Source organism: Streptomyces sp. NPDC096339 (genome assembly GCF_044762985.1).
In the GTDB taxonomy this organism is placed as follows: Bacteria; Actinomycetota; Actinomycetes; order Streptomycetales; family Streptomycetaceae; genus Streptomyces.
In genome coordinates this window covers 40,076-59,991 of the sequence record NZ_JBIWFI010000016.1, presented here as the reverse complement: position 1 = coordinate 59,991, position 19,916 = coordinate 40,076, and the positions used below count along the sequence as shown (strand labels likewise).

The following is a 19,916-nucleotide window of genomic DNA, read 5'->3' as shown; positions in this document are numbered from 1 at the left end:
CCTTCCGGGGTGCCGTCATGAGAACTGGTGGGGGGCTACAAGGTCAATGGTGTTGACATAAGGCCCCGTCGGGGCCATCAAGCCGCCTGCCGGGCGTCTACCGCCCCGCGTCCGGGTGCAGCGCGGCCGCACCCGTGAGGGTCAGTTCCAGGGCGAAGGGGTAGCCGCTGTCGCGCATGTCGGCGGCCAGGAGGGGGAACGTCGCCGCGACGTTCGGGTGGGTGTCGGCGGGGAGACGGCCGTACGCGGCGTGCCAGACCTCGGCGTCGGCAGCCGCGGCCAACGGAGGCAGGGCCGCCGCGGCGGCGTCCTGGGCGGCGAAGGCGAGCGCCTGGTCGACGAAGGCGTGGTAGATCCGCACCGCCAGGGCATCGGGGAAGCCGCCGCCGCGGAGGATGGCGAGGATCGTCTCGACGGCCCGGGTCTCGTGCGGACGGCCCGTGGTGCGGTGGGCTGCGAGCAGCGCGGCCTGGGGCTGGGCGAGGTACGCGGCGTGGATGCGCAGGCCCATCGCGCGGAGATCGGCGCGCCACTCGCCGGTGGCCGTCCAGCCCTCCTGGGCGCGGCCGATGACCTCGTCCGCGAGGGCGAGGAGCAGGGCGTCGGTGTTGCGGAAGTAGCGGTAGAGGGCCGTGGGGTCGGCACCGAGCGCGGTCCCGAGCCTGCGTACCGAGAGCGCTTTCGCGCCGTGCTGTTCGACGAGACGCAGGGCGGTCTCGATGATCAGGCGCTCGGAGAGGACGGAGCCCTCCCGGGTGGGGCGGCGGCGCCGTCGGTCGCCTTCGGGGACCACGCGTTCGGACATGGCCGGAACCTTACGTCAACACCATTGACGTGTAAACGATGTGGGGCTTCCATGGCGTCCGTCACCCGTGACCCGCCGTCCGTGACCCGTCGTCCATGGCGTCCGTCACCCGTGACCCGCCGTCCGTGACCCGTCACCCGTAGCCGCCCGGCGCACACTCAGCAGGGGAGCCACCGCATGCCTCACGCCGATCTGGTCTTCACCGGAGGACCCGTCCTCACCATGGATCCGGCCCGTACCCGGGCGACGTCGCTCGCGGTGACGGGGGCGCGGATCGCCGCCGTCGGCCATGACGAGGTGCGGGAGCTGATCGGGCCCCGCACAGAGGTGGTGGACCTCGCGGGCAGGCTGCTGCTGCCCGGCTTCCAGGACGCCCACATCCACGCGGTGGGCGGGGGCGCCGAGCTGGCCGAGTGCGATCTGTCCGAGGCCGTCGACGTCGACGTGTACCTGGAGCGGATCCGGGCGTACGCGCAGACGCACCCCGAGCGCGAGTGGATCACCGGTGGCGGCTGGTCGATGGAGAGCTTCGCGGGCGGACTGCCGACCCGCCAGTTGCTGGACTCCGTGGTGCCGGACCGCCCGGTGCTGCTCGCGAACCGGGACCACCACGGGGCCTGGGCCAACACCCGGGCCCTCGAACTCGCGGGCCTCACCGCCGCCACCCCTGATCCGGCCGACGGGCGGATGGAGCGGGAGGCGGACGGCTTCCCCAGCGGGATGCTGCAGGAGGGTGCCACGGCACTCGTCGCACGACTCGTGCCGCCCAGGACTCCCGGGGAGCGGCTCGCGGGTCTGCTGCGGGCGCAGAAGCTGCTGCACTCGCTCGGCATCACCGGCTGGCAGGACGCGCTGCTCGGCGACTTCAACGGCATGGCGGACCCTTCGTCCGCCTATCTGGCCGCGGCGCAGGACGGTTCGCTGACCGCCCGGGTGACCGGCGCGCTGTGGTGGGACCGAGAGCGTGGTGCCGAGCAGATTCCCGAGCTGGTGGGACGCCGGAAGGAACTGACGTACGGACGGTTCCGGGCCGGGTCCGTGAAGATCATGCAGGACGGCATCGCGGAGAACTTCACGGCCGCGCTGACCACTCCGTACCTGGACGGCTGCGGCTGCGCCACCGCGAACAGCGGTCTCAGCTTCGTCGACCCGGACGCCCTGCGCGGTTACGTGACGGAGCTCGACGCCCTCGACTTCCAGGTCCACTTCCACGCGCTCGGCGACCGGGCCGTGCGGGAGGCGCTCGACGCGATCGAGGCGGCCGCGGCCGTCAACGGGCGGCGCGGCAACCGGCACCACCTGGCCCACCTCCAGGTCGTCCACCCCGATGACCTGCCCCGGTTCGCGGCGCTCGGCGCCCTCGCGAACATCCAGCCGCTGTGGGCGGCGCACGAGCCCCAGATGGACACGCTGACCATTCCGTTCCTGGGTCCGGAGCGCGCCGCCTGGCAGTACCCCTTCGGGAGTCTGCTGCGGGCGGGCGCCACTCTGGTGGCGGGCAGCGACTGGCCCGTCTCCAGCCCGGACCCGCTCGCGGGCCTCCACGTCGCCGTGAACCGCCGGGATCCGGAGGCCGGCGACGACCGGGTGTTCCTGCCGGAACAGCGCATCGACCTCCTTTCTGCCATCGCCGCCTACACCGCCGGTTCCGCGCACGTGAACGGGTTCGACGACGCCGGCAGCCTCCTCCCCGGCCACCTGGCCGACCTCGTGGTGCTCGACCGGGACATCCTGGCCGCGCCCCCGGAGGAGATCGCCGAAGCGCGGGTGGAGCGGACCTACGTGGGCGGCGAGCTCGTGCACGGCGGCTGAGGAGGCGTCGGGCCCGGCCGCTGAACCCGAGGCGGCCGTACCGAGGAGGCGCGGACGTCGAGGCGGACCGGTACGAGCGTCCCGCCCGCCTCCCGCCGCCCGTGCTCCAGTACGGCCACGAGCAGTTCGATCCCGGCCTCGGCCACCGCGTCGGGGCGCAGGCTGAGCGTGGTCACCGGCGGTTCGGTGTGGACGGCGGTCTCGTCCTCGCTGACACAGGCGACGAGGAGGTCGCCGGGCACGTCGTAGCCGTGGCGGCGGGCCGCGTCCAGGACGAGCGGCGGGCTGGCCTCGGCGACGACGAACAAGGCGTCGGGGCGATCTGGACCGGTCGTCAGGGCGGTCTCGACGGCCCGGACGACCGGCCCGTTGCCCGGCTCGGCGGCCCGGACGGCCAGCTCCGGCAGTCCGTGCGCCACGCACCAGTCGTGGTGGGCCGCGAGCACCTCCCCGTGGAAGCGGGTGGTGCTTTCGGGGACGACCATCGCGGGCCGCCGGGCTCCCTGGGCCAGGAAGTGGTCCAGGGTCCGGTGGACGGCGGCGGTCGCGTCGACGTCCACCCAGTGGGCTTCCGGCCGGCCTTCCACGGACCGGTCGCTGAAGACCGGGATGTGGGCGGCGATCAGGTCCTCGATGATCCGGTCGTCGGCGACGGGGTCGGCCACGACCACGGCGTCGAGGGGCAGCGCGGACCACTCGCTCTGCAGCGATCCGGCGGGCAGCAGCACCAGCGCGTAGCCGCGTCCGAGCGCGCTGGCGGCGGTGGCCCCGGTGAGCCGGGCGAAGTACGGCGACTCCAGGAAGGTCCAGGGGGCGTCGGCCAGCTCGCCCACCACGTATCCGATCAGCCGGGCCCGTCCCGCGCGCAGCCGGCGCGCGGTGGCGTCGGGGCGGTAGCCCATTCTGCGCGCTGTCTCGCGGGCCCTCTCCCGTACCTCGGGGGAGAGCCTGCCGGTGCCGTTGAGCGCCGCCGACACACTGGTCTTGGACAGGCCCGCCTCGCGGGCGACGTCGACGAGACGGACGCGCGGGGTGGGCGGCGAGGGCTGCCCGCCGGGCCCTGAAGCTTCGGTCATGGGACCGATGCTGCCATCCTCCCGAGCTCTGCAAAACCGTTCCCGCAAACCCGGCCGAAGTCTTGTGCGGGAACGTTCCCGCATCAATACTCGCTCCATCCCCCGTGCCCGTCACAACACCCGTAAAGGGGTGGGTCTGCATGCGCATGCCCGGAATCATCGTCTTCGCCTGTACCGCCGCGCTCGCGGCCTCCCTCACCGCCTGCTCCGGAGCCACCCGGCCCCAGACCGGCGCCACCGGCGGCGCCGGCTTCAACGTCACCCCGACTTCCCCGCCCGCCAAGGGCGACCTCGACTCCTTCACCTGGTCGCTGTACGCCGAGCCGTACACCCTCGACTACGCCCTCGCGTACGACTACCCGCCGAACACCGTGCTCGCCAACGTCTGCGAGCAGTTGCTGCGGGTCACCCCCGACCTGAAGATCGAGCCCGGCCTCGCCGTCAAGTGGGCCCAGCCCGACCCGCGCACCCTCGTCTACACCCTGCGGCCCGGCGTGAAGTTCCACGACGGCACCACGATGACCGCGGACGACGTCGTCGCCTCCCTCACGCGCCAGATGGACCCGGCCACCGCCTCCCCCTGGGGCTCCGCCTTCAAGAACGTCGAGTCCGTGGAGAAGACCGGTCCGCTGGAGGTGACGATCCGCCTCGGCAAGCCCGACGTCCTGTTCCACGAACTCCTGGCCGCCTCTCCCGGAACCGTCGTGAGCGCCGCGTCCCTGGCCAAGGCGGGCGCGGACTACGGCACTCCCAAGGGCGCCCTGAACTGCACCGGCCCCTTCTCCCTGGAGAAGTGGGCCCAGGGCGACAGCATCACGCTCCGCAGGAACGCCGCGTACTGGGACGAGAAGCTCGTCCCGAAGTCCGCCTCCGTGAAGTTCACCTTCGTCGAGGACGCCTCCGCCCGCGCCAACGCCTTCCTGTCCGCCGCCGCCGACGGCGGCTACATGGTTCCTTCCTCCTCCCTCGCCCAGCTGCAGAACAGCGGGAAGGGCTCGGTCCTCTTCGGCCCCAACACCGCCGCCGCGAACCTCGCCGTCCTCGACTTCAAGGGCCCGCTCGGCGACCTGAAGGTCCGCAAGGCCCTGTCCATGGCCCTCGACCGGAAGAACATCATCAAGGCCGCCGCCGGCGGCGTCGGTGTACCCGCCAAGGCCCCCGCCGCACGCGGTGCCTGGGCGCTCTCCCCGGAGAAGACCGCCGCCCTGTACGACACGCTGCCCGAGCCGGTGTACGACATCGAGGCCGCCAAGAAGCTGGTCCAGGAGGCCGGCGCGAGCGGCCGCACGGTCACCTTGGTGACCAGTTCCCTCGCGCCCGAGATCAGCGTTGTCGCCAACGCGGTGCAGGCGGCCGGCCGGCAGATCGGCCTCGACGTCAAGCTCAAGCCCGTCGCGCCCGACGCGTACAGCAGCATCTTCGTCGACCCGGCGGCCCGCGAGGGGCTCGACCTGGTCATCACCAACGGCTACGACAACACGCCGGACCCGCTGGAGTTCTACCAGTACCTGCACACCGGCGACTTCGGGAACTACGGCAAGTGGTCCGACGCCGAGTTCGACGCCGCCTTCGACCGGGCCAACTCCGAGCCGGACCCCGGCAAGCGCGCCGAGCTGACCGCGAAGCTCCAGGAGATCGCCCTGCGCGAGCTGCCCGTCATTCCCGTGTACGAGGCGCCGTACTCGGTCTTCCTCGGCAAGCGGATCACGGGCGCCCCCACCGGCATCGTCCAGCTCTACTACCCGTGGGCTGCGACGATCGGGGCCGCGCAGTCATGACCCGTTTCCTCCTCGGACGGCTCCTGGGCCTGGCGGTCGTGCTGTTCCTGACCTCGGTCGTGGTCTTCGGCACGATCCACCTGGCTCCCGGCGACCCCGTGACCTTCCTGCTGCACGGCCGCCCCGCCACCCCCGAGGCCGTGGCCGCCCTGCGCGCCGAGTACCACCTGGACGACCCCCTGGTGATCCAGTACGGCAAGTGGCTCGGCGGAGTCCTCAGTGGCGACCTCGGGCGGTCCGCCCAGTACCACCAGGACGTCACCGCCCTCCTCGGCTCCCGGCTGCCCGGCACGGCACTCCTCGTCGGCTACGCGGCCGTGCTCGTCGCCGTCCTCGGGGTGAGCGCCGGCATTCTCGCGGCGCTGCGCCCCGGCCTGCTCGACCGGACGGTGCTCATCGGCACGGGCGTGGCCACCGCCACCCCGTCCTTCGTCACCGCGATCGTGCTGGTCTCGCTCTTCTCGGTCCGGCTCGGCTGGTTCCCGGGCCCCGGCGGCGGCGCCGCGGAGGGTCTCGGCGCCCGGCTCCACCAGCTCACCCTCCCGGCCTTCGCCCTCGCCCTGACCTTCGCGGGGCTGCTGGCCCGGGTCACCCGCTCCGCGATGCTCGACGAACTCGGCCGCGAGCACGTCGAGGTGGCCCGCGCCCGGGGCGTCGCCGGCCGCACGGTGGTCCGCCGCCACGTGCTGCGCAACGCGCTCGGCCCGGTCGTCACCGTCGGCGGCACCATGCTCGCCGGCCTGCTCATCAGCACCTCGATCGTGGAGACCGCCTTCGACGTGCCCGGGCTCGGCTCGCTGCTCGTGCAGTCGGTCACGGCGCAGGACTTCGCCGTGGTCCAGGCGGTCACCCTGCTCAGCGTGGCGGCCTTCGTCCTCGTCAACCTGGCCGTCGACCTGCTCGCCCCGCTCATCGACCCCCGTCTCTCCCCCGGGGAAGGCTCCTCATGACGACCACCCTCACCACGGCGCCGTACCGCAGGCCGGGCCTGCGCGGACTGCGCGTCCTCGGCCAGGGCCCCTTGTTCGCGGTCTCGGTCGCGGTGCTCGCCGTCCTCGTGCTCGTCGCCGTGTTCGCACCCGTCATCGCCCCGTACGACCCCGAGGCGGTCGACCTCTCCGCGAGCCTCGCCGGCACCACCGCGGACCACCTCCTGGGCACCGACCAGTCGGGGCGGGACATCCTGTCCCGGCTGCTGCACGGCGCCCGCACCGGTCTCCTCGGACCGCTGCTCGTCGTCGGCGTCTCCACCCTGCTCGGCATGCTGCTCGGTGTGGTCGCGGCCTGGCGGGGCGGCTGGGCGGACGCGGTCCTTTCCCGCTCGATGGACCTCGTCTTCGCCATCCCCGGCCTCATGCTCGCGATCCTGCTCGTCGCCGTCGCCGGGCCCGGCATGACCGCACCCGTGATCGCCATGTCCGTCGCCTACACCCCCTACGTGGGCCGGCTGGTACGGGGCATCGCCCGGCAGGAGAAGGAACGGCCGTACATCGAGGCGTACGTGGTGCAGGGCTGGTCCGGCTGGACGGTCTGCGTGCGCCACCTGCTGCCGAACATCGCGCCGACCGTCTTCGCCCAGTCCGCGATGAACTTCGGGTACGCGCTCATGGACCTGGCGGCCCTGTCCTTCCTCGGCTTCGGCGTCCAGCCGCCGACCGCCGACTGGGGCGCCATGATCAACGAGGGCCAGGGGGCCGTCCTCCAGGGCGCGATGCTCCCGGCGCTCGCCCCGTCCGCATGCATCGTGCTCGCGGTCGTTGCCTTCGGAATCGTCGGCGAGGGGCTCGCCGACCGGATCGCGCGGCGAGAGAAGTGAACGCCATGAACACGACGTCGACCACGCCCGTCCTGGAGATCGACGGGCTCGGCATACGCCTCCCGGACGACCGGGCCGCCCGGCCCGTCCTGGACGGGGTGAGCCTGACGGTACGGCCCGGGGAGACCGTCGGCCTCGTCGGCGAGTCGGGCTCCGGCAAGTCCGTCGCCTGCCGCAGCGTCCTCGGACTGCTGCCCCCGGGCGCCCGCACCAGCGGACAGGTCCGGGTCTCCGGACGGGACGTGCTGACCATGCCCCCGAAGGAACTGACCACCCTGCGGGCCCGCGAGGTCGCCATGGTCTTCCAGGACCCGCGCGCCTCCGTCAATCCGCTGCGCAGGGTGGGCGACTTCCTCACCGAGGGGCTGCGCGCCTCCGGCGCCCCCGCCGACCGGGCCGCCGCGCGGGCCGAGGAACTCCTCGACGCCGTCGGCATCCGCGATCCGCGCGGCGCGCTGCGCCGCTACCCGCACCAGTTCTCCGGCGGCATGCTCCAGCGGGTCGTCATCGCCGCCGCCCTCGCCGCCGAGCCGGCCCTGCTGCTCGCCGACGAACCGACCACCGCGCTCGACGTCACCACCCAGGCCGAGGTGATGGCGATCCTGGCCCGGCTGCGGGCCGAGCGCGGCACCGGAATGCTCTTCGTCACCCACGACCTGGAGCTGGCGTCGGAGATCTGCGACCGGGTGTACGTGATGTACGCGGGCCGGATCGTGGAGACCCGGTCCACCGACGAGCTGTTCGACCGCCCGCGCCACCCGTACACGGCGGGACTCCTCGGCTGCACCCCGCGCATCGAGGCGGGAGCGCCCGCGCCCCGGCCCATCCCGGGCCGCCCGGTCTCGCTCGTCGAGGCCCCGCCCGGCTGCTCATTCGCCGCCCGCTGCCCGCACGCGGTGGCGCGCTGCACGCAGGAGAAGCCCGAGCTGGCACCGCACGGCGAGGGGCTGGCCGCGTGCCTGCGCGCCGAGGAAGGACTCACACTGTGACGGACACGGACACTGTGACGAAGGGCCTGGTGGTCGACGGGCTGCGCAAGCGGTACGGCCGGCACACGGCGGTCGACGGGGTGTCGTTCACCCTGCCGCCGGGCGGTTCGCTCGCGATCGTCGGCGAGTCCGGCAGCGGGAAGACGACCACGGTGCGGATGCTCGTGGGCCTGGAACGCGCGGACGGCGGCACGGTCCGCCTCGACGGCCGGGACCGCTCGGCCCGCGCCCGGGGTCGCGCCGAGCGGCTCGCCAGGGCACGGGAGATCCAGATGGTCTTCCAGGACCCCTATCTCTCCCTCGACCCCAGGGTGACGGTGCGCGGCTGCCTGGACGAGGTACTGCGCCTGCACACCGGTCTGGACACGGCCGCGCGCACGGCGCGCGTCGGCGAACTCCTCGACCAGGTCGGACTCGGGGCCCGCGAGGCGCAGGCCCTGCCGCGCGGGCTGTCCGGGGGACAGCGCCAGCGCGTGGCGATCGCGCGGGCCCTCGCGGTGGAGCCCCGGGTGCTGGTCCTGGACGAGGCGGTCGCCGCGCTCGACGTGTCGATCCAGGCCCAGATCCTCGACCTGCTGCGCGAGATCCGGCGTACGGCGGGGATCGGCTATCTGTTCGTGACCCATGACCTGGCGGTCGTACGGCACGTGGCGGACGAGGTACTGGTCCTCAAGGCGGGCGCGGTGATGGAGTCGGGCCCCGTGGACCGGGTCCTCGACGCGCCGGAACACTCGTACACCCGGCTGCTGCTGAACTCCGTACCGAGACGCGGACGCGTGCTCGGCGGGGCCGGCTGAGCGCCGGACGGGGCGGGCGCGGGGCCCGGCGCGGTGGCCTGGGGCGGCCGGGCGTCGGCGACGGGTCCGACGCCGCGGCCGGGCGCCGAGAGACGGCCTAGCCGAGGGACCGCCAGGTGCGGTGCAGGGCCTGCCGGAAGGCGGCGACCTCCACGGGGGTGAGGTCGGCGACCATGCGTTCTTCGAGCGCGCGGGCGGGTCCGGCGTACTCGTCGAGGAGTCCCCTGCCCGCGTCGGTCAGCAGGATGAGGCGCTCCCGGCGGTTGTCCGGGTTGGGCTCGCGGCGGATCAGGCCGCGGCCCTCCAGGGTGCGGACCATGTCGGCCATGGTCTGCGCGGTGACGAACGAGTCACGGGCGAGCTGGGCGGCCGAGATGCCGTCGTGCCGTCCCAGGACGGTGAGGGCGGTGTACTGCAGCGCGGTGATGCCCGCGGGTCTGACCAGCTCGTCGAGGCGGGCGCGTACCGCCAGCTCCGTCCGCTTGACCAGGTAGAGCAGCGAGGTGGTCACGTTCTTCCTCCTGTGGATGTCGGCCGGGGACCGGCGGGTACAGCCTAGGGCATTGACAGGAATCCTGTTGATTGATGAGACTGTCATTCATCAGGATTCCTGTCGATCGAGCCCGGCCGCGCGCCCCGCTCTCGACAGCCCGCCCACGCTCACACGAAGGACCCGCCATGGACCTCCACGGGAAAGTCGCCGTCGTCACCGGCAGCGGACGCGGCCTCGGGCTCGCCTACGCCCAGGCGCTCGCCGCCGCCGGTGCCGCCGTCGTCGTCAACGACGTCGACAAGGTCGCCGTCGACGCCGCCGTCGCCTCGATCACGTCCGAGGGCGGCACGGCCGCCGGCGTCGTCGCGGCGGTGGGCGACAGCGAGTCGGCCCAGCGGCTGGTCGACACGGCGGTCGAGGAGTTCGGCCGCCTGGACGTCCTCGTCACCAACGCCGGCGTCCTCCGCGACCGCGTGCTGTGGAAGATGACCGACGACGACTTCGACGACGTCGTCCGCGTCCACCTCCGCGGCACCTTCACCTGCGCCCGCGCGGCCGCGGTCCGCATGCGCGAGCAGGGCACCGGAGGCCGGCTCGTCCTCATCTCCTCCCCCGCCGGGCAGCGCGGCAACTTCGGCCAGACCAACTACGCCGCCGCCAAGGCGGGCATCGTCGCCATGGCCCGCACCTGGGCCATGGAGCTGGGCCGCGCCGGCATCACCGTCAACGCCGTCGTCCCCGTCGCCGCCACCGAGATGACCAGGACCATCCCGGCCTTCGCCCCGGCCATCGAGGAGTCCGAGCGCACCGGCGAGGCACTGCCCGCCTGGCTGCGCAAGGACGAGGGCCTCGGCACCGTCGAGGACGTCGCCGCACTGATCACCTTCCTGGCCTCGGACGACTCCGACGGAGTCACGGGGCAGGCGATCGGCATCGGCGGCGACCGGCTGGCCCTGTGGGCACACCCCAAGGAGAAGGCGGTCGCCTTCGCCGAGGGCGGCTGGAGCGCCGACGCCATCGCCGCCGAGTGGCCGGCCGGCGTCGGAGCCGAGCCCGAGACCTACGGCATCCCCGCGCCCCAGGCCCCGGAGGCGTGACATGGCCGACCTCGCGCTCGACCTCGACCGGCTCACCGCCATCGACATGCACACCCACGCGGAGGTCTCCAAGGACGGCCACGGGTCCCTGAGCCCGGAGCTGTTCGGAGCCTCCGAGAAGTACTTCAAGGCCCACGGCCACCGACAGCCGACCATCGAGGAGATGGCCGACCACTACCGCGAGCGCCGCATGGCGGCCGTGGTGTTCACCGTCGACGCCGAACACGCCACCGGCCACCCGCGGATCTCCAACGAGGAGATCGCCGAGAGCTGCGCCGCACACGCCGACGTGCTGATCCCCTTCGCGAGCATCGACCCGCACAAGGGCCGCGCGGGTGCGCGCGAGGCACGGCGGCTCGTGGAGGACCACGGCGTCCGCGGCTTCAAGTTCCACCCCAGCATCCAGGCGTTCTCCCCGAACGACCCGCTCGCCTACCCGCTGTACGAGGCCATCGAGGAACTCGGCGTGCCCGCGCTGTTCCACACCGGCCAGACCGGCATCGGCGCCGGCGTGCCGGGCGGCGGAGGCATCCGGCTGAAGTACTCGAACCCGATGCTGCTCGACGACGTGGCCGTCGACTTCCCCGAGCTGCGGATCATCCTGGCCCATCCGTCCTTCCCCTGGCAGGACGAGGCCCTGGCGGTGGCCACCCACAAGCCGCACGTGTACATCGACCTGTCCGGCTGGTCGCCGAAGTACTTCCCGCCGCAGCTCGTCCGCTACGCCAACACCCTGCTCAAGGACAAGGTCCTCTTCGGCTCCGACTACCCCGTCATCACTCCCGACCGATGGCTCGCGGACTTCGAGAAGCTCGACATCAGGCCCGAGGTCCGGCCGAAGATCCTCAAGGAGAACGCCGCCCGTCTGCTCGGCCTCCTCAACGACTGAAGGAACCGTTCGTGTTGAACCAAGGCATCGGATCCTGGCCGGCGCGTCGGGCCCGCAAGACACCCGACCGGATCGCCGTCGTCCACGAAGGCCGCGTATGGACCTACCGCGCGCTGCACGAGCGGGTCCTGCGCCTCGCCCACGCCCTGCGGGCGTCGGGCGTGGCACGGGGAGACCGGATCGCCTACCTCGGCCCCAATCACCCGGCGTTCCTGGAGACCCTCTTCGCCGCCGGGACTCTGGGGGCGGTCTTCGTCCCGCTCAACACCCGTTTGGCGACTCCGGAATTGGCGTTCAACCTGGCCGACTCGGGCAGCACCGTCCTCATCCACGCTCCCGAACAGGGCGAGGTGGCCCGTGCCGCGGCGGCCGAAGCGGGCGTACGGCACCGGATCACGGTCGCAGGACCCGACGAGGACGGCGCCCTCGGCTACGAGGAGCTGCTCGCGGGCGCCGGGACCGGCCCCCTGGACGAGGCCGTGGCACCCGAGGACCCGTGCATGATCATGTACACCTCCGGGACCACGGGCCGCCCCAAGGGCGCCGTCCTCTCCCACGCCAACATCACCTGGAACAGCGTCAACGTCCTCGTCGACACCGACCTCGGCGGCGACGAGGTGACCCTCGTCGTGGCCCCGCTGTTCCACACTGCCGGACTCAACATGACGTGCCTGCCCACCCTGCTCAAGGGCGGCCGGGTGGTCCTCCTCGGAGCCTTCGACGCCGAGCGCGTCCTGGAACTGATCGAGGACCTGCGCGTGACGTACATGTTCGGCGTCCCCACCATGTACGACGCCATGGCCGCCCGGCCCCGCTGGGAGACCACGGACCTGTCCAGCCTGCGCACCCTCAACTGCGGCGGCGCACCCGTGCCCACCCGCACCATCACCGCGTACCTCGACCGCGGCCTGGCCTTCAGCCAGGGCTACGGCATGACCGAGGCATCCCCCGGGGTCCTCTTCCTGGACCGGGAACACACCTCGGTCAAAGCGGGCTCCGCCGGGGTGCCGCACTTCTTCACCGACACCCGTGTGGTGCTGCCGGACGGCAGCGAGGCCGGCCCCGGACAGCGCGGGGAGGTCCTGGTCCAGGGCCCCCACGTCATGACCGGCTACTGGGGCCGGCCCGAGGACACCGAGGCCGCCTTCGCCGACGGCCGCTGGCTGCGCACCGGTGACATCGCCCGGACGGACGGCGACGGGTACGCCTACATCGTCGACCGGGTCAAGGACATGTTCGTCTCGGGCGGGGAGAACGTCTACCCGGCCGAGGTGGAGGACGCGCTCCTCACCCACCCCGCCGTCGCCGAATGCGCGGTCATCGGCGTGCCCGACCCGGTCTGGGGCGAGGTCGGCCGGGCCGTCGTCGTCCTCAGACCCGACGTTCACGCCGGTGAGGACGACATCCTCGGCCACCTGAGGGGCCGACTCGCCAAGTACAAGATCCCCAAGTCCGTCGTCCTGACCGAGGACCTGCCCCGCACGGCCTCCGGGAAGATCGTCAAGGCCGCCGTGCGCGACACGCACGCGAACGGTCCCGGCAGCCGTCCGCGCGCCTGACAGACATACGACACGCCCTCCGCGGGCGGCGCCCCCCGCCGCCCGCCGCCCGCCCCCGCCGCCCGCACCATCGGAAGGATCCGTCATGCCCACCACCGCCCACGGCCTCGACCAGCTCATGGCCCTCACCGGAGCCGACCTCGGCCGTACAGGCTGGCTCGACATCACCCAGAAGCGGGTGAACACCTTCGCCGACGCCACCGACGACCACCAGTGGATCCACACGGACCCGGAGAAGGCCAAGGACGGGCCCTTCGGCGGCCCGATCGCCCACGGCTACCTGACCCTCTCCCTCATCATTCCGCTCTTCGGCGAGCTGCTGGAGATCACCGGCACCAGGATGAGCGTCAACTACGGCCTGGAGAAGGTCCGTTTCCCCGCACCCGTACCGGTCGGAGCGAAGATCCGCCTCCACGGCGCCGTCGGCACCGTGGAGGAGGTGAAGGGCAACGGTGTACAGATGCCCCTGACGTTCACCATCGAGGTCGACGGCAGCGACAAGCCGGCCTGCGTCGCCCAAGCCGTCTACCGCCACTACGCCTGACCAGCCCCACGCCGGGGGCGGTACCGACCACGAGGTCGGTACCGCCCCCGGCACTGCTTCACCCCTCTCGGCGGCCTCCGGAAGTGGGCAAGCCGGTGTACTGCTCGGCCAGGTAGGTGCGTCCGGCGCGCGTGCCCACCACGTTGTCGAGCTCGCCGAGCCGACGCCGCAGGTCGTAGGCCGAGCCGCCGGGCACGGTGTGGAGCAGCCGGGTCATCCAGTACGAGAAGTTCCGCGCCCGCCAGATCCGCTGGAGGGCCCGCGGCTGGTACTCGTCCGGCGCGGCCTCGCCCTCGCGGGAGAGGACCCGTGGCAGCACGTCGGCGAGGACCTTCACGTCGTGCAGCGCCAGGTTGAGCCCGCGGGCACCGGTCGGCGGCACCGTGTGCGCGGCGTCCCCGGCAAGGGCCGGCGACCCCCAGCGCATCGGCTCCTGCACGAAGGAGCGGAACCGCAGCACCGTCTTCTCGGTGATCGGCCCCTCCTTCAGCCGGAAGCCGTCCACACCGGCCACCCGCGCCTGAAGGGTCGTGCACGCTGCCGCGTGGGGCGGCATGAATCCCGCGTTCGCGACCGACGGCAACGACGAGCCGTTCGTCATCTCGGGCACTCGGATCCGTGGGGATGGGACGAGATGGAGACGACGGCGTTCCGTGTGCGGCACTCGGTGGACGCGGTGAGGGACATGGAGAGCTTGTACTTCGTGTAGGCGCACATCGGCGGTTGCCCCTGGGGCCGACGGGCTCGTCGCGTGAACCGTGGGCGCCTGCGTCCAACGGTTCCTCCACCGCTTGAACACGGCCCCGCTCGTCCCGGCCGAGGATTACGACGGCATCGCGTTCGTAGCACGCTCGGCCTGCTCCCACCTGCTGCCCCCGGTGGAAGACCGAGGACCACCAGTGTCGGACCCCATGGCTAGCCTGTCCCCGTGACGCCCACCGATGACCGACAGTTCCCCGCCGCGCTCGCCACCGCGCTGGCCGTTCGTTACGACCATGCGGCCGAGAACGGCATCGACTTCGAGCCCTTCCCGGCCTTCTTGACCGCCGCCGATACCAGCGACTGGTTCCAGGCGTGGACCGGGAACTGCGAACTGGACGGCGACGACTTCCGCGTGTTCGGGCAGGACGGCTCGGGCGGGTACGCGGCGTTCTGGCTGATCCGGCCGAGCCGGCCCGTGGCCGAGCAGCCCATCGTCTTCCTCGGGTCCGAGGGAGAGACCGGTGTCGTCGCGCGCGACCTGGGCGACTTCCTGTGGCTGCTGGCGGGCGGTTTCGGCCCCTGGGAAGCTGCCACCTCGTACGAGCCCGACTGGACCCCGCGTCCCCATCAGGGACTGACGGCCATCGCCGAACAATTCGCACCGCTCCGGCGTCGGCCGGCGACTGCCGTGATCGAACTGGCCGCCCAGGAGTTCCCCGACTTCGACGACGTCATCATGGAGCTCTGCCGCTGAACCCGGCGCCGAAAGGGTCGGCGTGCGGGGGCGACGGAACCGGGTAACGTCTTTGTCATGTTCCTCCAGACGCCGATTCACGAGTGAGAGCGTGACGGGCCCCTGCTGACGTCCTTGGACGTCGTCGCGCCCGTCCCCCATCGATGAGTCCGCAGATCACTTCACACCATCACCGGGAGTCCCCGTGCCCGACAGCAAGAACATCAACAACCCCGTGGGCCAGGGCGGCGGTCAGCGCAAGAAGCTGTCCCGCGCCGAGCGGCAGAACAACGGTCCGCACCGCAACCTCGACCGCCAGGGTGTCGCCGCCCAGAAGGCGGAGCTGGTGCGCAAGATGCGCGAGAAGGCGCGCGCATCCGAGGCCGCCGCGCAGCAGGGCGACGACACCACACAGAACTGAAGCGACGCCGCCGAGCGGCACTGTACGAGGGCAGGGCCGCCGCATCGGGGGCCCTGCCGGCGTATCGGGGGTGGCCCGGGCGGACGCCCCGGCTGCGGTGCTCCGGCTCCGCCGCGACCAGTACCTCGGCATCTCCGGTTCAGTCGGTCGCCTGCCCCTCCGCTGCCGCCGCGGTCGGTTCCTCCGGTGCCGACGGCAGGCCGCGCAGTCGGCTCACCGGGGACAGAACGAGCGCGACGAGCACGGCGGCCGAGCCGATCGCCGCCACGGTCAACGCCCCCCGGGCGCCGATCCGGCCGGACAGCAGGCCCGCGAACAGGCCGCCGAGTGCGCCGCCGCCGAACAGCAGGGTGCGGAAGACCGCCGTCATCCTGCCCATCATCGACCGCGGCGTACTGGCCTGGCGCAGGCTGACGATGACGACGCCGGCGACGCCGAGTCCGAGGTAGGTGGTGAAGAAGGAGAGGACGAACATCCCCACCATCACCGGCCGGGGTCCGGTGGCCAGGACGATCAGCGTCGGGCCGATGAGGAGGGCCGACTGGGCGACGAGGTAGACGAGGCCGAGCCGGAAGCGCCGGATGACCCGGCGGGAGACCGCCGCGCCGATCAGGCCGCCCACGGAGGCCGTCGCGAAGATACCGCCGAGGGTCGTCGAGTCCAGGTGCAGGTCGTGTGTTCCGTAGAGCAGGAACATCGTCCACACGGAGATCATGGAGAGGTTGCAGCAGAACCCGATCAGGGCCAGCGACCGCAGGACCGGGTTCTTCAGCACCAAGCGCAGGCCGTCCCGGAGTTCGGTGGGCAGGTGCCGTCTTGCCGCGGGCGGTTCGGGGCGTGGCTCGGGCGTGCGGATGAGCAGCAGCGACATCAGGGACACCAGATAGGAGAAGGCGTCGACGATCAGTGCCACGGGCGCGGTCAGGGCGCCGATCAGGACCCCCGCGAGCCCGGGCCCCGCCACGTCGGCCGCCGATGAGCTCATCCCCATCTTCGCGCTCGCTTCGACATAGTGCTCGGGGTCGCGTACGAGCGTGGGCACGTACGACATCCAGCTCACGTCGAACAGCACCGAGGCGACGCCGACCGCGCAGGCGATCACCAGCAGCGATCCCATGCCGAGCGCGTCCGTCGCGTACAGGACGGGGACGAGGGCCAGCAGGACCATCCGGACGAGGTTGGCGCCGAGCATGATCCGCCGGCGTCGGGCCCGGTCCACCCACACCCCGAAGACCAGGGCGAGCCCGAGGTAGGGGACGAGTTGCAGGAACCGCAGGATGCCGACCTGCTCGTCGGTGGCGTCGAAGGCCGTGATCGCGGTCAGCGGCAGGGCGAGGTTCGTGACCTGGGTGCCGAGGAGCGAGAGGGTCTCACCGAACCAGAACCTGAGGAAGTCGCCGTTGCGCCAGAGGCCTTCCGTGGACGGTTCCCCGGTGGGAGTCCGCGGATGGGGTCTCCCCTGCTCGAACGGAGTTGAGAGCTTGGGGAAGGTCATCGCCGCCCGCCGGCCGGCGTGGTCCGGCTGAAGTGCTTCCCGACCGGGACCAGAAGCGCTACTGTTGTCTCTCATGAATGACGGTAGCACTTCTGGGGAGTTGGCCGACAGCCTCCGGGCGCTGGTCTCCCGGTTGTCGCCCGGCGACCGGCTGCCGAGCAGCCGGGAACTGATCAAGGAATACCGGGTCGGCCCGGCGACAGTGGCGCGGGCCATCGCCGCACTGGCCGCCGAGGGCGCGGTGGTGACCCGTCCGGGCAGTGGGACGTTCGCGGCGCAGCCGGGCCGCCATCGCGACACGGCCGGCGCCGGCGCCGGCGACACGGACACCGACTGGCAGACGGTCGCCCTCACCGACCGCGCCGTCGACACCCACCTGATCTCCGACCCGCTCGGCCCGCCGCCGGCCGGGACGATCACGATGGACGGCGGCTACGTGCACCGTTCGCTCCAGCCCACGCGGGCGCTGAGCGCGGCGCTGGCGCGGGCGGCACGCCGGCCGGACGCCTGGGACCGCGCCCCTGCCGGCGGTCTGTCGGCGCTGCGCGCCGTGTTCGCCCGGATCGTCGGCGGCAGCGTGGCGCCAAAGGACGTGCTCGTCACCGCCGGCGGGCAGAGCGCCCTGTCGATCGCGTTCCGGGCCATCGCCGGGCCCGGCAGCCCGGTCCTGGTCGAGTCCCCCACCTATCCCCGGGCCCTGGCCGCCGCGCGCGCCGCGGGGCTGCGGCCCGTTCCGGTACCGCTCGACGCCGACGGCTTGCGGCCCGACATGCTGGCCGACGCGTTCGCGATGACCGGCGCGCGACTGCTGTACTGCCAGCCGACCTTCCAGAACCCGACCGGCGCCGTGCTCCCGCCCGAACGGCGTCGCCAGATCCTCGACGTGGCGCGCGCCTCGGGCGCGTTCGTACTCGAGGACGACTTCGCACGGCACCTGGGACACGGCGGCGCCGTACCGCGACCGCTGGTGGCCGACGACCTCGACGGCACGGTCGTACACGTCACCTCACTCACCAAGCCCGCCGCACCGAGCCTGCGGATCGGGGCGCTGGTGGCCCGCGGACCGGTCATGGAGCGCATGCGGGCCGTACGCCTGGTCGACGACTTCTTCGTCACCCGCCCGCTCCAGGAAGCCGCGCTGGAAGTGCTCAGCTCCCCGTCCTGGGACCGGCACGTCCGCTCTCTGGGTGCGGCGCTGCGGGAGCGGTGCGCCGTACTGGCCGCCGCGGTCACCCGGGAGATCCCCGGTGCGACCTTGGCCGGACCGCCCACGGGCGGACTGCACTTGTGGGTCCGCCTGCCGTCCGGCGTGGAGGACACCGTACTCACCGGCGCCGCCCGCCAACGCGGTGTCGCCGTGAGCGCCGGCAGCCGCTACTTCGCCACCGAGCCGCCGGCCGCTCACCTCCGCATCGGATTCGCCGCCACCGCCGATCACGCCGAACTGACCGAAGGCGCACGTCGGCTGGGAGCCGCGCTCACGGAGCTCGGCCCGAGGCGCGGGTGAGACGCACAGCGGTCGACCGGCGGAACCGAAGGGCGGTGGGCGGTGGGCGCGGTCGCCTACGCTCAAACCGCCCGCAATGTGGCGCAGTTGCGCATGGCGAAGGCGATCGCGGCAAAGGGTGGAATGACGGCACCCGCCACATGACGAAGCGCTAGGGTTGCAGCCCGACGGGACATCCGTCGACGGATGTCCCGGTTGCCGAGTCACCCTGTCGAGACGTCAGCGGGGTCGTACAGGCGTACGCCGATCCGCCGATCCGCCTGGGGGAACTCGCCTTGACAACAACTCCGATCGACGCCGTCGATGCCGGCGACCACGACGACGCCGACCGGGAGACGGTCGAGCGCGAGCGGGCCGAGATACGGGACTTCGTCAAGGAGCTGAGCCCGGACGACATCAAGTCGGGCAGCTGGTTCACCAAGCTGTGCGCCCAGGCCATGCGCTCCTACACCGAGAAGGTCGACTGGCAGTACTTCCAGGAGCGGTACGCGGGCGTACCGGCGGACGCCGTCGTCGATCAGCTCGTCAAGATGGCGGCTCGGTACGCCGCGCTCGAAGGCGGGCTCTCCGCCGGCGCCTATTCGGCGGCCATCGCCGCCACCATCGGGAGCCTCGGCGGTGCCTCGCCGGCGACGTTCCCGGCCGCCGTCGCGACCGTGATGGTCGACGTCGCGTTCATCACCCGGCTCCAACTCCGGCTGGCCTACGACATCTCGGTCCTCTACCGGGTGCCGCTCGACCTCTCCGACCCCGAAGACATGTGGAAGCTCATTCGCGTGGCCTTCACGATCAAGACCGGAGAAGTGGCCCGGGAAGGCGTGGTCAAGGCGGTCCCGGTCGTGATACGGCCGCTGATCAAGCGCTTCTACTCCGGCACGGTACTGACCGCCGCCAAGGGGCTCCCCGTCGTCGGGAAGCATCTCCTGCAGCGCAATGTCATCAAGATCGGCATCCCCGCGGTCGGCGTTCCCGTCGCGGTGGTGCTGAACCGCTACACGACGCTGCTCGCGGGGCGGCACGCGCAAACCGTCTTCCGGAACGAGGCGCGGGTGATCGAGCTCGCCGAGGGCCTGAGCGAGCGCAGCCGGCACCCGCAGTTGATGCTGTGGGTGGCGTGGCTCGTCATCACGGCGGACCGGAAGACCGCCGACGACGAGGTGCTGCTGATGCGGCACCTGGTCAGGCTGGTCCGGGAGGGGCACCAGGTGGTCGATGAACGACTCGCCCGCCTCGTCGACATCGATCCCGCCGAGGTGTGGCAGCGCGTGGACGCCACGCCGGGGGATCTGAGCGACGTCCTCTACGCCGCCCACCGGGTGGCCACGGTGGACGGCCCCGTCAACGCGCTCGAAGAAGCCGTCATCTCCGAGCTTCGAGAGCGCTGCCGCCGGGTGTGACGCCGT

At 72.2% G+C, this 19,916-nt stretch carries 19 protein-coding genes; 14 read left to right on the top strand and 5 right to left on the bottom strand.

Annotated elements, in window-relative coordinates; genetic code table 11:
* Positions 1–97: 97 nt before the first annotated feature.
* A complete protein-coding gene (locus tag ACIQ5Y_RS21230) occupies positions 98–805 on the bottom strand; it encodes a TetR/AcrR family transcriptional regulator (RefSeq protein WP_403882415.1) in 708 nt (235 codons plus the stop codon).
* A 177-nt stretch (positions 806–982) separates the two neighbouring features.
* On the opposite strand from ACIQ5Y_RS21230, the gene ACIQ5Y_RS21225 reads away from it, so the two are divergent.
* A complete protein-coding gene (locus tag ACIQ5Y_RS21225) occupies positions 983–2,617 on the top strand; it encodes an amidohydrolase (RefSeq protein ID WP_403882413.1) in 1,635 nt (544 codons plus the stop codon).
* On the opposite strand, the gene ACIQ5Y_RS21220 is transcribed toward ACIQ5Y_RS21225, so the two are convergent.
* A complete protein-coding gene (locus ACIQ5Y_RS21220) occupies positions 2,584–3,693 on the bottom strand; it encodes a LacI family DNA-binding transcriptional regulator (protein WP_403882410.1) in 1,110 nt (369 codons plus the stop codon). The genes ACIQ5Y_RS21225 and ACIQ5Y_RS21220 overlap by 34 nt on opposite strands.
* 140 nt (positions 3,694–3,833) lie before the next feature.
* Here ACIQ5Y_RS21220 and ACIQ5Y_RS21215 point away from each other — a divergent pair, with 140 nt between their 5' ends.
* The 5 genes from ACIQ5Y_RS21215 to ACIQ5Y_RS21195 are packed head-to-tail and all read left to right on the top strand — an operon-like array spanning position 3,834 to position 9,073.
* A complete protein-coding gene (locus tag ACIQ5Y_RS21215; protein WP_403882407.1) occupies positions 3,834–5,471 on the top strand; it encodes an ABC transporter substrate-binding protein in 1,638 nt (545 codons plus the stop codon).
* Entirely contained in the window at positions 5,468–6,421 is a 954-nt protein-coding gene (locus ACIQ5Y_RS21210) for an ABC transporter permease (protein ID WP_403882404.1), read from the top strand. The genes ACIQ5Y_RS21215 and ACIQ5Y_RS21210 overlap by 4 nt, the downstream gene beginning before the upstream one ends.
* Positions 6,418–7,287, top strand: coding sequence for an ABC transporter permease (locus ACIQ5Y_RS21205; RefSeq protein WP_403882401.1), 870 nt, complete (start codon positions 6,418–6,420; stop codon positions 7,285–7,287). Before ACIQ5Y_RS21210 ends, ACIQ5Y_RS21205 begins: the two co-directional genes overlap by 4 nt.
* A 5-nt stretch (positions 7,288–7,292) precedes the next feature.
* A complete protein-coding gene (locus tag ACIQ5Y_RS21200) occupies positions 7,293–8,276 on the top strand; it encodes an ABC transporter ATP-binding protein (RefSeq protein ID WP_403882399.1) in 984 nt (327 codons plus the stop codon).
* Positions 8,273–9,073, top strand: a complete 801-nt coding sequence (locus ACIQ5Y_RS21195) for an ABC transporter ATP-binding protein (protein ID WP_403882396.1) — start codon at positions 8,273–8,275, stop codon at positions 9,071–9,073. The genes ACIQ5Y_RS21200 and ACIQ5Y_RS21195 overlap by 4 nt, the downstream gene beginning before the upstream one ends.
* Positions 9,074–9,170: 97 nt before the next feature.
* On the opposite strand, the gene ACIQ5Y_RS21190 is transcribed toward ACIQ5Y_RS21195, so the two are convergent.
* Positions 9,171–9,584, bottom strand: a complete 414-nt coding sequence (locus tag ACIQ5Y_RS21190) for a MarR family winged helix-turn-helix transcriptional regulator (protein WP_403882393.1) — start codon at positions 9,582–9,584, stop codon at positions 9,171–9,173.
* Positions 9,585–9,751: 167 nt separating this feature from the next.
* Here ACIQ5Y_RS21190 and ACIQ5Y_RS21185 point away from each other — a divergent pair, with 167 nt between their 5' ends.
* The 4 genes from ACIQ5Y_RS21185 (at position 9,752) to ACIQ5Y_RS21170 (ending at position 13,655) form a co-directional block, all read left to right on the top strand.
* Positions 9,752–10,663, top strand: coding sequence for an SDR family oxidoreductase (locus tag ACIQ5Y_RS21185; protein WP_403882391.1), 912 nt, complete (start codon positions 9,752–9,754; stop codon positions 10,661–10,663).
* 1 nt (position 10,664) lies between these two features.
* The gene (locus tag ACIQ5Y_RS21180; RefSeq protein WP_403882388.1) at positions 10,665–11,552 is read left to right on the top strand and encodes an amidohydrolase family protein; all 888 of its coding nucleotides are present in this window, start codon (positions 10,665–10,667) and stop codon (positions 11,550–11,552) included.
* 11 nt (positions 11,553–11,563) lie between these two features.
* Positions 11,564–13,111, top strand: coding sequence for a long-chain fatty acid--CoA ligase (locus ACIQ5Y_RS21175; protein WP_403882385.1), 1,548 nt, complete (start codon positions 11,564–11,566; stop codon positions 13,109–13,111).
* Positions 13,112–13,196: 85 nt separating this feature from the next.
* Positions 13,197–13,655: a MaoC family dehydratase gene (locus tag ACIQ5Y_RS21170; RefSeq protein ID WP_403882382.1), complete on the top strand. Its 459-nt coding sequence runs from the start codon at positions 13,197–13,199 to the stop codon at positions 13,653–13,655.
* 58 nt (positions 13,656–13,713) lie between these two features.
* Here ACIQ5Y_RS21170 and ACIQ5Y_RS21165 read toward each other — a convergent pair whose 3' ends face one another.
* Positions 13,714–14,256: an FAD-dependent monooxygenase gene (locus tag ACIQ5Y_RS21165; RefSeq protein WP_403882668.1), complete on the bottom strand. Its 543-nt coding sequence runs from the start codon at positions 14,254–14,256 to the stop codon at positions 13,714–13,716.
* 327 nt (positions 14,257–14,583) lie between these two features.
* On the opposite strand from ACIQ5Y_RS21165, the gene ACIQ5Y_RS21160 reads away from it, so the two are divergent.
* Together ACIQ5Y_RS21160 and ACIQ5Y_RS21155 are read left to right on the top strand one after the other, a co-directional pair.
* Positions 14,584–15,111, top strand: coding sequence for an SMI1/KNR4 family protein (locus ACIQ5Y_RS21160; RefSeq protein WP_403882379.1), 528 nt, complete (start codon positions 14,584–14,586; stop codon positions 15,109–15,111).
* A 184-nt stretch (positions 15,112–15,295) separates the two neighbouring features.
* Complete coding sequence (locus ACIQ5Y_RS21155) at positions 15,296–15,511, top strand: DUF6243 family protein (protein WP_403882376.1); 216 nt, start codon at positions 15,296–15,298, stop codon at positions 15,509–15,511.
* 139 nt (positions 15,512–15,650) lie between these two features.
* Here ACIQ5Y_RS21155 and ACIQ5Y_RS21150 read toward each other — a convergent pair whose 3' ends face one another.
* Positions 15,651–17,006 (bottom strand): MFS transporter, encoded by a 1,356-nt coding sequence (locus ACIQ5Y_RS21150; RefSeq protein WP_403882373.1) that lies wholly within the window; start codon positions 17,004–17,006, stop codon positions 15,651–15,653.
* A 73-nt stretch (positions 17,007–17,079) separates the two neighbouring features.
* On the opposite strand from ACIQ5Y_RS21150, the gene ACIQ5Y_RS21145 reads away from it, so the two are divergent.
* Together ACIQ5Y_RS21145 and ACIQ5Y_RS21140 are read left to right on the top strand one after the other, a co-directional pair.
* A complete protein-coding gene (locus ACIQ5Y_RS21145; protein ID WP_403882370.1) occupies positions 17,080–18,513 on the top strand; it encodes a PLP-dependent aminotransferase family protein in 1,434 nt (477 codons plus the stop codon).
* A 275-nt stretch (positions 18,514–18,788) separates the two neighbouring features.
* Positions 18,789–19,910 (top strand): hypothetical protein, encoded by a 1,122-nt coding sequence (locus ACIQ5Y_RS21140; RefSeq protein WP_403882367.1) that lies wholly within the window; start codon positions 18,789–18,791, stop codon positions 19,908–19,910.
* The last annotated feature ends 6 nt before the right edge of the window (positions 19,911–19,916 follow it).

What these genes read in the sequence shown, in the direction of transcription:
- ACIQ5Y_RS21230 (WP_403882415.1), bottom strand. Translation starts at nt 805, where the DNA reads ATGTCCGAACGCGTGGTCCCCGAAGGCGACCGACGGCGCCGCCGCCCC.
- ACIQ5Y_RS21225 (WP_403882413.1), top strand. Translation starts at nt 983, where the DNA reads ATGCCTCACGCCGATCTGGTCTTCACCGGAGGACCCGTCCTCACCATG.
- ACIQ5Y_RS21220 (WP_403882410.1), bottom strand. Translation starts at nt 3,693, where the DNA reads ATGACCGAAGCTTCAGGGCCCGGCGGGCAGCCCTCGCCGCCCACCCCG.
- ACIQ5Y_RS21215 (WP_403882407.1), top strand. Translation starts at nt 3,834, where the DNA reads ATGCGCATGCCCGGAATCATCGTCTTCGCCTGTACCGCCGCGCTCGCG.
- ACIQ5Y_RS21210 (WP_403882404.1), top strand. Translation starts at nt 5,468, where the DNA reads ATGACCCGTTTCCTCCTCGGACGGCTCCTGGGCCTGGCGGTCGTGCTG.
- ACIQ5Y_RS21205 (WP_403882401.1), top strand. Translation starts at nt 6,418, where the DNA reads ATGACGACCACCCTCACCACGGCGCCGTACCGCAGGCCGGGCCTGCGC.
- ACIQ5Y_RS21200 (WP_403882399.1), top strand. Translation starts at nt 7,293, where the DNA reads ATGAACACGACGTCGACCACGCCCGTCCTGGAGATCGACGGGCTCGGC.
- ACIQ5Y_RS21185 (WP_403882391.1), top strand. Translation starts at nt 9,752, where the DNA reads ATGGACCTCCACGGGAAAGTCGCCGTCGTCACCGGCAGCGGACGCGGC.
- ACIQ5Y_RS21180 (WP_403882388.1), top strand. Translation starts at nt 10,665, where the DNA reads ATGGCCGACCTCGCGCTCGACCTCGACCGGCTCACCGCCATCGACATG.
- ACIQ5Y_RS21170 (WP_403882382.1), top strand. Translation starts at nt 13,197, where the DNA reads ATGCCCACCACCGCCCACGGCCTCGACCAGCTCATGGCCCTCACCGGA.
- ACIQ5Y_RS21165 (WP_403882668.1), bottom strand. Translation starts at nt 14,256, where the DNA reads ATGACGAACGGCTCGTCGTTGCCGTCGGTCGCGAACGCGGGATTCATG.
- ACIQ5Y_RS21150 (WP_403882373.1), bottom strand. Translation starts at nt 17,006, where the DNA reads ATGACCTTCCCCAAGCTCTCAACTCCGTTCGAGCAGGGGAGACCCCAT.
- ACIQ5Y_RS21145 (WP_403882370.1), top strand. Translation starts at nt 17,080, where the DNA reads ATGAATGACGGTAGCACTTCTGGGGAGTTGGCCGACAGCCTCCGGGCG.